The sequence below is a fragment of the Pseudomonas sp. 05N434 genome, from assembly GCF_056396965.1.
The window spans coordinates 1-9,958 of sequence record NZ_JBFTMK010000127.1; the positions used below are offsets into that span (position 1 = coordinate 1).

12 protein-coding genes are annotated in these 9,958 nt (G+C 58.5%); 9 read left to right on the forward strand and 3 right to left on the reverse strand.

The window, feature by feature from the left end; all coding sequences use genetic code 11:
• The first annotated feature begins 310 nt into the window (after nucleotides 1-310).
• Complete coding sequence (fadD1, locus tag AC1DLB_RS10865) at nucleotides 311-2,011, forward strand: long-chain-fatty-acid--CoA ligase FadD1 (protein WP_018926455.1); 1,701 nt, start codon at nucleotides 311-313, stop codon at nucleotides 2,009-2,011.
• Nucleotides 2,012-2,227: 216 nt separating this feature from the next.
• On the opposite strand, the gene AC1DLB_RS10870 is transcribed toward fadD1, so the two are convergent.
• Nucleotides 2,228-2,605, reverse strand: coding sequence for a hypothetical protein (locus tag AC1DLB_RS10870; RefSeq protein ID WP_018926454.1), 378 nt, complete (start codon nucleotides 2,603-2,605; stop codon nucleotides 2,228-2,230).
• Nucleotides 2,606-2,806: 201 nt separating this feature from the next.
• Here AC1DLB_RS10870 and AC1DLB_RS10875 point away from each other — a divergent pair, with 201 nt between their 5' ends.
• From AC1DLB_RS10875 to def, 3 genes are all read left to right on the forward strand, one after another.
• Entirely contained in the window at nucleotides 2,807-2,998 is a 192-nt protein-coding gene (locus AC1DLB_RS10875; protein WP_018926453.1) for a CsbD family protein, read from the forward strand.
• A 165-nt stretch (nucleotides 2,999-3,163) separates the two neighbouring features.
• Nucleotides 3,164-4,108, forward strand: coding sequence for a YihY/virulence factor BrkB family protein (locus AC1DLB_RS10880; protein WP_018926452.1), 945 nt, complete (start codon nucleotides 3,164-3,166; stop codon nucleotides 4,106-4,108).
• Nucleotides 4,105-4,644, forward strand: coding sequence for a peptide deformylase (def, locus tag AC1DLB_RS10885; protein ID WP_477784990.1), 540 nt, complete (start codon nucleotides 4,105-4,107; stop codon nucleotides 4,642-4,644). Before AC1DLB_RS10880 ends, def begins: the two co-directional genes overlap by 4 nt.
• A gap of 19 nt (nucleotides 4,645-4,663) precedes the next feature.
• On the opposite strand, the gene AC1DLB_RS10890 is transcribed toward def, so the two are convergent.
• Complete coding sequence (locus tag AC1DLB_RS10890) at nucleotides 4,664-5,083, reverse strand: GNAT family N-acetyltransferase (protein ID WP_018926450.1); 420 nt, start codon at nucleotides 5,081-5,083, stop codon at nucleotides 4,664-4,666.
• 340 nt (nucleotides 5,084-5,423) lie between these two features.
• On the opposite strand from AC1DLB_RS10890, the gene AC1DLB_RS10895 reads away from it, so the two are divergent.
• The 4 genes from AC1DLB_RS10895 to AC1DLB_RS10910 all read left to right on the forward strand — a co-directional run bounded on the left by AC1DLB_RS10895 (nucleotide 5,424) and on the right by AC1DLB_RS10910 (nucleotide 8,886).
• Nucleotides 5,424-6,365 carry a fatty acid desaturase gene (locus AC1DLB_RS10895; RefSeq protein WP_477744593.1) on the forward strand — a complete coding sequence of 314 codons (942 nt, stop codon included), beginning with the start codon at nucleotides 5,424-5,426 and terminating at the stop codon, nucleotides 6,363-6,365.
• A 24-nt stretch (nucleotides 6,366-6,389) separates the two neighbouring features.
• A complete protein-coding gene (locus AC1DLB_RS10900; protein ID WP_111454771.1) occupies nucleotides 6,390-7,181 on the forward strand; it encodes a phosphate/phosphite/phosphonate ABC transporter substrate-binding protein in 792 nt (263 codons plus the stop codon).
• 131 nt (nucleotides 7,182-7,312) lie between these two features.
• Nucleotides 7,313-7,876, forward strand: a complete 564-nt coding sequence (locus tag AC1DLB_RS10905; protein ID WP_477744594.1) for a sigma-70 family RNA polymerase sigma factor — start codon at nucleotides 7,313-7,315, stop codon at nucleotides 7,874-7,876.
• Nucleotides 7,873-8,886 (forward strand): ABC transporter substrate-binding protein, encoded by a 1,014-nt coding sequence (locus tag AC1DLB_RS10910; RefSeq protein ID WP_310397051.1) that lies wholly within the window; start codon nucleotides 7,873-7,875, stop codon nucleotides 8,884-8,886. The genes AC1DLB_RS10905 and AC1DLB_RS10910 overlap by 4 nt, the downstream gene beginning before the upstream one ends.
• Before the next feature lie 57 nt (nucleotides 8,887-8,943).
• On the opposite strand, the gene gstA is transcribed toward AC1DLB_RS10910, so the two are convergent.
• Nucleotides 8,944-9,546 (reverse strand): glutathione transferase GstA, encoded by a 603-nt coding sequence (gstA, locus tag AC1DLB_RS10915; RefSeq protein ID WP_192351725.1) that lies wholly within the window; start codon nucleotides 9,544-9,546, stop codon nucleotides 8,944-8,946.
• A 99-nt stretch (nucleotides 9,547-9,645) separates the two neighbouring features.
• On the opposite strand from gstA, the gene AC1DLB_RS10920 reads away from it, so the two are divergent.
• On the forward strand, nucleotides 9,646-9,958 hold a 313-nt coding region (locus AC1DLB_RS10920), incomplete at its 3' end, for a LysR family transcriptional regulator (RefSeq protein ID WP_477784991.1).

Here is a 9,958-nt window from a genome sequence, read left to right on the forward strand (position 1 = left end):
CTCCTGAGGGGATCGCATTCCTCTGTAGGCGCTGCCGAAGGCTGCGATCTTTTGCGTTGAAAGCCGCGAATTCAGCGGCTTTCAGGGAGGTATAGGATTTTTGCTCTAAAATGACTGCTTGGCATTCTTGAGTCACAAAAGTGACTGTAGAGGCCTATTTAGGCTCTAGTCGGCCCTTGGCAAAGCTGCTACTCTCGGCGCGCTTTGTGACTTCTCGGCCTATGTAAAGCCAGATTCACCAATAGACAAACACCAATAATAATCGCATCAAATGCGGTGTTGAATTCGCGTTGCTGAGGAGTGGGCTTCCATGATCGAAGACTTTTGGAAGGATAAGTACCCAGCTGGAATTGCTGCCGAGATCAATCCAGACGAGTACCCGAATATTCAGGCAGTGTTGAAGCAATCCTGCCAACGCTTCGCTGACAAACCGGCATTCAGCAACCTGGGCAAGACAATCACCTACGGTGAGCTGTACGAATTGTCCGGTGCCTTTGCCGCTTACCTGCAACAGCATACCGATTTGCAGCCGGGCGATCGAATCGCCGTGCAATTGCCCAACGTGTTGCAGTACCCGGTCGCCGTCTTCGGTGCCATCCGCGCCGGGCTGATCGTGGTCAACACCAACCCGCTGTACACCGCGCGGGAAATGGAACACCAATTCAACGACTCCGGTGCCAAAGCCCTGGTCTGCCTGGCCAACATGGCGCATCTGGCACAGACCGTCGTGCCGAAAACCGGCGTCAAGCACGTGATCGTCACTGAAGTGGCCGACCTGCTGCCGCCGCTCAAGCGTCTGCTGATCAACAGCGTGATCAAGTACGTGAAGAAGATGGTCCCGGCGTATCACTTGCCCAAGGCCATCAAATTCAACGACGTGTTGAGCAAAGGCCATGGCCAGCCAGTGGTTGAAGCCAACCCGGCCAGCAGCGACGTGGCGGTGCTGCAATACACCGGCGGCACCACCGGCGTGGCCAAGGGCGCGATGCTGACCCACCGCAACCTGGTGGCCAACATGCTGCAGTGCAAGGCGCTGATGGGCTCCAACCTCAACGAAGGTTGCGAGATCCTGATCACGCCGCTGCCGCTGTACCACATCTATGCCTTCACCTTTCATTGCATGGCGATGATGCTGATCGGCAACCACAACATCCTGATCAGCAACCCGCGCGACTTGCCGGCGATGGTCAAGGAACTGTCGAAGTGGAAGTTCAGCGGTTTCGTCGGCTTGAACACATTGTTCGTCGCGTTGTGCAACAACGAAGCGTTCCGCAAGCTGGATTTCTCGAACCTGAAAATCACCTTGTCCGGCGGCATGGCCTTGCAACTGGCCGCGGCTGAACGTTGGAAAGCGGTCACCGGCTGCCCGATCTGCGAAGGTTACGGCATGACCGAAACCAGCCCGGTGGCCACGGTGAACCCGAGCCAGAACATCCAGATCGGCACCATCGGTATTCCGGTGCCGTCGACCCGGTGCAAAGTCATCGACGATGCCGGCGTTGAGCAGCCGTTGGGCGGCATCGGTGAACTGTGTGTGAAAGGTCCGCAAGTCATGAAGGGCTACTGGCAGCGTCAGGAAGCCACCGATGAAATACTCGACAGCGAAGGCTGGTTGAAGACCGGTGATATCGCTCTGATTCAGCCCGATGGCTACATGCGCATTGTCGATCGCAAGAAAGACATGATCCTGGTCTCCGGTTTCAACGTGTACCCCAACGAACTGGAAGACGTGCTGGCGACCCTGCCGGGCGTACTGCAATGCGCGGCCATCGGCGTGCCGGACGAGAAGTCGGGGGAGGCGATCAAGATCTTCATCGTTGCCAAACCGGGCGTGACCCTGACCAAGGAACAGGTGATGGAGCACATGCGCGCCAACGTCACCGGCTACAAGGTGCCCAAAGCCGTGGAGTTCCGCGACGCGCTGCCAACCACCAACGTCGGCAAGATCCTGCGCCGCGAGTTGCGCGACGAAGAGCTGAAAAAGCTGGGCGTGAAGAAAGTCAGCGCCTGATCAAACAAAAGCCCCGCAGATGCGGGGCTTTTTGTTTAAAGCGGTATCAAAAGCGCTTTTGTGGCGAGGGAGCTTGCTCCCGCTCGGCTGCGCAGCAGTCGCAAAAGCAGCCAGCGGCCTGATCAGGTGAATCGAGGTACCTGATTTAGGGGCGTTACGCACTCCAGCGGGAGCAAGCGCCCTCGCCACAGGGGACTCTTTGATGGCTTGAGAGGATTACTGGCGGAACTGCGCGAAATTGACGTTGGTGCCCGCCGGACGCATGTCCTGCAGGTACGAGTCCTTGTCGGCGCTCAGTTCCAGGCTCAGGGCGGCCTTGCGTTTACCCTGGTTGCGCACCACCAGGCCTTCGAGCTTCTCGCGCAGGAACACCGTCGGCACTTTCAGGTGCAGCAGTTCGTCGGTATCCGGGGTGTGCATCAGCAAGTGAATCCATTCGTACTGACCAATGGCCAGCCGCGCGACCGGGATATCGAACCAGAAAATGTTGCGGTTACGGTTCAATTCGGTGAAATGGCAGTTGTTGACGCCAAGCACGGCACCGCCAAGTTCCTGGTTTCTGCGGGCAATGGCCTGCTTTTTATCGAGTTTCATAACGTTCCTACGGGATTGGATCTTCAGCGCCATGGCCTGAATACGTTGCGCATTCTCGGGGCAAAGACTGCAAACATAAAGCCTAACCTGCCTTGCGCGATGAAATGTTCTGTTGGGAAATAAATGAAACTCCGCGCAAAGGCTTTCGGTCCACTCTTATGTAACGACTTTCCCCGTTGAAATGTTCTCAGGAGACATACCATGAGCAGCACTGGCGATAAAGTTAAAGGCATGGCAAACGAAGCGGTCGGCAACGTCAAGCAAGGCGTCGGCAAGGCCACCGGTAATGACAAAATGCGCGCCGAAGGCGTCAGGCAGGAACAGAAAGGCGAAGCCCAGCAAGCGATCGGTAAGGTCAAGGATGCTCTTAAAAAAGGTATCGACAAGGCGTAACCCGGCCTTTGACGAGTAACACAAACGGCCATCCGCGGATGGCCGTTTTTGTGTCAGCTTGAACTTGAGCAAGGAAATTGTTTCAAAGTCGCCAAGTAGGCTACTTTGTTGTAGAAAACGGCCCCTGAGTCGCCATGACTTCAACTTTTTTGCGGCGAGACGCTAATGTTTTTCCCGACCATGAAAGGTCTGCCCCTGCATCGCGTGATGATGCGCACGGTCACCGAGTTCGTCGCCGACGAGATGTCGACCTATGCCTCGGCGCTCGCCTATCAGATGCTGTTCTCGCTGTTCCCTTTCATCCTGTTCCTGATCGCCCTGATCGGCTTCCTGCACTTGCCGGACTTCTTCTCCTGGCTGCGCCTGCAATCGGAACTGGTGCTGCCGCCCCAGGCGCTGGAGCAGGTGAACCCGGTGATAGACCAGCTCCAGCAATCCAAGGGTGGTTTGCTCTCGGTGGGTATTGTGATCGCCCTGTGGACCGCGTCCGCTGGTGTGCGGCTGATGATGAGTGCGATGAACGCCGCGTACGACGTGGTTGAAGGCCGTCCGGTGTGGAAGCGTTTTCCTCTGTCGATTTTCTACACCATCGGCATTGCCGGCATGCTGCTGGCCGCCGCTGCGCTGATGGTGCTCGGGCCGCAGGTGATGGCCTGGATCGCTTCGCAAGTGGGCCTTGAAGATTTCATTGTGACCGTCTGGACCATCGCGCGCTGGCCGGTGATCGTGATTCTGTTGATGATGGCGGTGGCGCTGATTTACTACGTCATGCCCGACGTCAAACAAGAGTTTCGCTTCATCACCCCGGGTGCGGTGTTGTCCGTGGTGGTCTGGATCGTCGCTTCGCTGGGCTTCGGTCTGTACGTCAAAACCTTCGCCAACTACAACGCCATGTATGGCAGTATCGGCGCGATCATCGTGTTGTTGCTGTACTTCTATATTTCCGCCGCGGTGCTGCTGCTCGGTGCGGAAATGAACGCGGTGATCGAGCACATGTCATCCGAAGGCAAGAAACCCGGTGAAAAGGTGCACGAAGAACCCAAACAGCATGTCTCAGGACTGGGGCGAGATCACTCAATCCAGCCGACCACCGACGAAGTCATAAAATGATCCGTGAAATTCTGAAAATGGGCGATGAACGCCTGCTGCGCATCGCTCCGCCGGTGCCGGCGGAAATGTTCGACAGCCCCGAATTGTGGCAACTGATCGATGACATGTTCCAGACCATGGAAAGCGTCGGCGGGGTCGGCCTGGCCGCGCCGCAGATCGGTGTCGACCTGCAACTGGTGATCTTCGGTTTCGAGCACAGCGAGCGCTATCCGGACGCCGAAGCGGTGCCGCAGACAATTCTGATCAATCCGCTGATCACGCCCTTGAGCCCGACCCTCGAAGAGGGTTTCGAAGGCYGCCTGTCGGTGCCGGGCCTGCGCGGGGCGGTGGATCGCTATCAGCAGATTCGCTATGAAGGCTTTGATCCCAAGGGCGAGCCGATCGTGCGCATTGCCTCGGGATTTCATGCACGGGTGGTGCAGCATGAATGCGATCACCTGATCGGCCGGTTATACCCCTCGCGCATCACAGACTTCAGCAAGTTCGGGTTTACCGAAGTGATGTTCCCGGACCTTGATCCTGCGGCGGACGATTGAATCGCTAAAGGATCGCTGTTCATGCCGAACCTGGTTGCAAACCCATGGCAATCATCGGTTTGCTGCGCGCATAACGGCTCAACCGTTCGGCCAGGGCGTAGGGCAGGGGCGGGTCGAAGGTAAAACCACGACGCTCATAAAAGCCACGCAAATCCGGATGGCAGAACAGCCAGACCGGCTCTTCAAGGTGCTTGACGGCGTGGGCGATCAACGTCGCGGCGATTCCTTGTTCGCGACAGCTCGGGTCGACAAACAGCCCGGTCAGCCAATGCCCGCCGGCCACCGGCCGCAAACACAGCGCCGCGATGATCTCTTCACGTCTTGCGACCCACAATTGAGCGTCTCGCACCGCTTTCATCGACGATTGGTGGGCGCGGTAAAACTTGTTCATCAACGGCCATAATGGCTCGTCGAGCAAGGTGTACTGGGTGTTGGGCATGGGCTCGGACAGTCGGTGGGCAGGGCACAGATTATAAAAGAACACGCGCGCCGGGATAGGTGTATACCTGATCTCACATCCCCTGTTAGTGGAGTACGCATCATGTCCAAAGGTATGGAATCAAAGAAAGCCGCGAAGAAAAAACCGGCGAAAACCGCAATTGAAAAACGCGCGGACAAGAAAGCCAAGAAGGTGAATGTGTTCGGCCACTGATCCCGCGTCCATGGAGCCCGAGTCCTCGGGCTCCTGTTTTTTGCGTCTATCGAAATAACCAAACAATCTGCAAGAAATCCCGGCGCCGTTGCACAGAGGGGGATTGGTTCCCGTTCTGAGCAAAGCCATGCCCCATTACTTTGACGCTGCCCATCGTGAAGAAATCGAAACCCTGCGCCAACGTTTCACCGCTCGCACCGAGTGGCCGACCTGGCTGTTGCTGATCGGCGTTTACGTCGGCTGGTTCAGTATTGTGCTGGGCAGTGCCCGGTTGGGGCTCTGGTGGAGCACGTTGTTGCTGATTCCACTGCTGGTGTTGTGGTTGTCGGTGCAGCACGAATTGCTGCACGGTCATCCCACCCGTTGGCCAATGCTGAATAAAGTCCTCGGTTATGCGCCGTTTGCGGTCTGGTATCCCTACACCTTGTACCGCGACAGCCATTTGCTGCATCACCGCGACGAAGACCTGACCATCCCAGGTAGCGACCCGGAAAGCCGCTACCTGAGCGCTGAACAGTGGCAGCGCAGTTCGCTGTTCGAACAGGGCCTGCACTGGCTGAACAAAACCGTGCTGGGGCGCTTGGTCCTCGGTGCGCCACTGGCCTTGCTGGCGCTGGTGCGGGAGGAGCTGCAACGGCTGAAAACGGGTGAGCGCCAAGCCTGGTTGATGTGGCTGAGCCATGGTGCGCTGACGCTGCTGATGCTGGCGTTCATCGCGCGCTACAGCGTGCTGCCGGTCTGGTATTACCTGTTGCTGATCAGCGTGCCGGCGCTGTCGATTGCAATGATTCGCTCCTACTATGAACACCGTCCGCATGCGCAACCGGAGCAACGCACCGTCATCAATGAAGCGGGGTGGCCGTGGCGCTGGTTGTTCCTGAATCTCAATCTGCACCTGGTGCACCACGATTTGCCGGGGCTGCCCTGGTACGACTTGCCACGGGTGTACCGCGCGCGTCGCGATCAATGGCTGGCGCGCAGTGGCGGGTTTCTGGTGCGGGGTTATGGCCAGTGGGTGCGTTGGCACGGGGTGAGGGCGATTGACAGTCCGCGGCATCCGTTTCATTGATTTTCACTGGTGAAGAAATATTCGATGACACAACACCTCGCTGAATTACTGATGTACGTCGCTCCCGAGCCGATCCACCAAGCCAACGAGCGTTGGCTGTCGCAGATACTCGAACAGCTCGGCAGCACCCGCCTTGATGCCGAAGAACTGTCGCTGATGGACCTTTGGCTATCCCCGCACCTGCTGCTGACCCAAACCTGTGGTTACCCGTTGATGACAGCCTTGCGCGGTCGCGTCCGGGTCATTGGTCGTCCTCGTTATGAACTGCCGGACAGCAGCGGCGGCAACCATTGCAGCCTGTTGCTGACTCGCGCCGATGATCCTCGAAGAACCTTGTCGGCCTTGCGCGGCAGTCGCGGCGTGATCAACGGCGAAGACTCCAACAGTGGCATGAACCTGTTGCGTCACCGACTGGCGCCGTTGCACCGCGACGGGCAGTTTTTTGCCCGTGTCGCCATCAGCGGCAGCCACCGCGAAAGCCTGCGCTGGCTGCGTGACGACCTGGCGGACCTGGCCGCCATCGACAGCGTGACCTTCGCCTATCTGGCGCAGCACGCCCAGGCAGAAGTCGCTGGCTTGAGAATATTGGCGCGCACCGCGTTCAGTCCGACGTTGCCGTACATCGCGGCGGCTGACACCACTGATGTGCAGGCTGAACAGCTTCGACAGGTGATGAACCAGACATTGAAGGAACTGCCCGAGGTCGCCGAGACGTTGGGCCTGCAAGAAGTGTTGCCCGCCAGCGAGAGCGACTATCAGATTATTCTCGATTATCAGCGGGACGCCGAAGCGCTGGGGTATGGGCGGTTGCGATGAGGCTCATTCATGTAAATTCATTTATGGAATATAAAAATTCATTTTAAGTATTTTTAATGAATAAGGCTCCTTGCTAGGATCGCGCCACCGGATCACCGGACATTCAGCGACCCCTAACCCAAGGAGCCCCTATGTCCGGCGCCGACGTTTCCCATCGCAACGACGTGGGCGGATTGTTCCGCGCCCACTACACCTGGCTGTGCGCACGTCTGCGCCGATATCTGGGAGCCAGTCCCAGTGTCGAAGACATTGCCGCCGAAACCTTCGTGCAATTGCTCGAGTCGCCAGGCCTGACGCCGATTCGCGAACCCCGCGCCTTACTCACTACCATCGCCCAGCGATTGATTTATCAGCTGTGGCGCCATCGGGATCTGGAACGCCAACACCTCGAGCAGTTACTGCCGACTGATCCGATTGGCGGGCCATCGCCTGAAGACCTGGCGCAGTTCTCCCAGACCCTGAAGCACCTGGATCGAACCCTCGACCGCCTGCCGAGCCAGGTCAGGGCAACGTTTCTGCTGTCGCGAGTCGACGGCCTGACCTACCCACAAATTGCCGCCGAACTGGGCATTTCCCAGCGTTCGGTCAGCGTTTACATGACCCGTTCCCAGGCTCTGTGCGCACTGCTCAGCGCCAACGAACCCTTGAACCGAACGTCCTTGAACCGAACACCCCAGACCCGGAGGTCCGCATGAGATCGATCAAAACCCTGCTCGGCAGTTCGCTGCTGGCCCTGAGCCTTGTGGCTGGCCATGTTCCCGCCGCAGAAAAAGCCACACCCATCCATTTCGGCGACATCACCTGGGAAAGCGGCAGCCTGATCACCGAGATCCTGCGGCTGATCGTCGAGAAAGGTTATGGCTACCCAACCGACACCTTGCCCGGCAGCACCGTCAGCCTCGAAGCCGCGTTGGCCAAGAACGACATCCAGGTGATCGGCGAAGAGTGGGCCGGGCGCAGTCCGGCCTGGGTCAAGGCGGCATCGGAGGGCAAAGTGTTTGGTTTGGGCGATACCGTCAAAGGCGCCACCGAAGGCTGGTGGGTGCCGGAATACGTGATCAAGGGCGACCCGGAACGCGGCATTAAACCCTTGGCGCCGGAGCTGAAATCCGTCGCCGACCTGGCCCGCTACAAGGACGTATTCCGCGACCCCGAAGACCCAAGCCGCGGACGCTTCCTCAACAGCCCGACCGGCTGGACGTCGGAGATCGTCAACAGCCAGAAACTCAAGGCCTATGACCTGACCGCCAGCTACGTGAACTTCCGCACCGGTTCCGGCGCTGCGCTGGATGCCGAGGTCGCTTCATCGATCCGCCGGGGCAAACCGGTGCTGTTCTACTACTGGTCGCCGACGCCACTGTTGGGCCGCTTCAAATTGGTGAAACTCGAAGAGCCACCGTTCGACGCGCAAGCCTGGAAAACCCTGGCCGATGCCAACAATCCGAACCCCAAGGGCACGCGTTCGATGCCGGCCAGCCTGGCCATCGGCGTGTCGGCACCGTTCAAGGCGCAGTACCCGGACCTGGTGGCGTTCTTCGAAAAGGTCGAATTGCCGATCGATCTGCTCAACCAGACCCTGGGGCAGATGAGCGAAAAACGCCAGCAACCGCGTCAGGTCGCCGAAGCGTTTTTGCGCGATCAGCCGCAAGTGTGGAAGGGCTGGGTGCCGGGTGAGGTGGCGAGCAAAGTGAGTGCGAGTTTGTAGTTCAGCGGTGTTTGATAGATAGCTATCGCGGGCTTGCCCGCGAAGCGATCTAAAGCCTTACACCAACTCCGCCGCCAATGTCGCTTTCACGCTCGGCCGCTGATCAACCCGCGCCTGAAAGCGCGCCAACGCCGGCCAATCATCCAGATCAATCGCAAACAGCCGAGCCCAACGCAACACCGTAAACAGATACGCATCGGCAATGCTGAACCCGCCGGCCATCAAGTAGTCCTGCCGCTCCAGCGTCCGGCTCAACACGGCAAAGCGCTTGAACAGTTTCTCTTTGATGAGCGCCTTCACCTCGTCCGCAAACTGCGGATTGAACAGCCAACCCAGCCCGCCATGAATCTCGGTCGAAACGAAGTTCAGCCATTCCTGTAACCGCACCCGCTCGAACGTTCCGCTCGCCGGTGCCAGGTTTGCCTCCGGGTGCAGATCCGCCAGGTACTGCAGGATCGCCGGGCCTTCGGTCAGCACATCGCCGTTATCCAGCTGCAATGCCGCGACGTAGCCTTTGGGGTTAATGGCGAGGAAGTCATCGCCGGTGACGGTTTTCTTGCTGCTGTTGTCGACGCGGACCAACTCGAACGGCAGCTCCAGTTCGCGCAGCACAATGTGCGGCGCCAATGAGCAGGCTTGCGGGATGTAATACAACTTCATGGRCAGGGCTCTGGTTGCGGATTTGCGCCAGTGTCATAGTGCGCGGCACCCTCGGTAAAATTAATCTTTCAGAAAACTGCCATAAGGAAAGCTACTGCCATGATGAACCTGATGCATTGGCGAATGGTGGTGGCGGTGGCCGATACCGGCAACATTACCCGCGCCGCTGAACGGGTCGGCATAACCCAATCCGGTGCCAGCCAGGCACTGGCCTTGATTGAAGAAACCCTGGGCGTTCAGCTGTTCAGCCGGGAAAACCGCCAGACCTTGCCGACCGCCATCGGCTTGCCTGTGATCGAACAGGCACGAACCATGCTCGGTGCCCTGGAAAACATCCGCAGCACCGTCGACGCCGCTAAAGGCATCCAGCGCGGGACGATTCGTCTGGCCAGTTTCCCTATGGTGCTGACGA

Bases quoted from the DNA above. Each gene is read 5' to 3' on its own strand.
- AC1DLB_RS10905 (WP_477744594.1), top strand. From the start codon at position 7,313: ATGTCCGGCGCCGACGTTTCCCATCGCAACGACGTGGGCGGATTGTTC.
- gstA (WP_192351725.1), bottom strand. From the start codon at position 9,546: ATGAAGTTGTATTACATCCCGCAAGCCTGCTCATTGGCGCCGCACATT.
- AC1DLB_RS10880 (WP_018926452.1), top strand. From the start codon at position 3,164: ATGTTTTTCCCGACCATGAAAGGTCTGCCCCTGCATCGCGTGATGATG.
- AC1DLB_RS10875 (WP_018926453.1), top strand. From the start codon at position 2,807: ATGAGCAGCACTGGCGATAAAGTTAAAGGCATGGCAAACGAAGCGGTC.
- AC1DLB_RS10910 (WP_310397051.1), top strand. From the start codon at position 7,873: ATGAGATCGATCAAAACCCTGCTCGGCAGTTCGCTGCTGGCCCTGAGC.
- AC1DLB_RS10900 (WP_111454771.1), top strand. From the start codon at position 6,390: ATGACACAACACCTCGCTGAATTACTGATGTACGTCGCTCCCGAGCCG.
- AC1DLB_RS10870 (WP_018926454.1), bottom strand. From the start codon at position 2,605: ATGAAACTCGATAAAAAGCAGGCCATTGCCCGCAGAAACCAGGAACTT.
- AC1DLB_RS10895 (WP_477744593.1), top strand. From the start codon at position 5,424: ATGCCCCATTACTTTGACGCTGCCCATCGTGAAGAAATCGAAACCCTG.
- AC1DLB_RS10890 (WP_018926450.1), bottom strand. From the start codon at position 5,083: ATGCCCAACACCCAGTACACCTTGCTCGACGAGCCATTATGGCCGTTG.
- fadD1 (WP_018926455.1), top strand. From the start codon at position 311: ATGATCGAAGACTTTTGGAAGGATAAGTACCCAGCTGGAATTGCTGCC.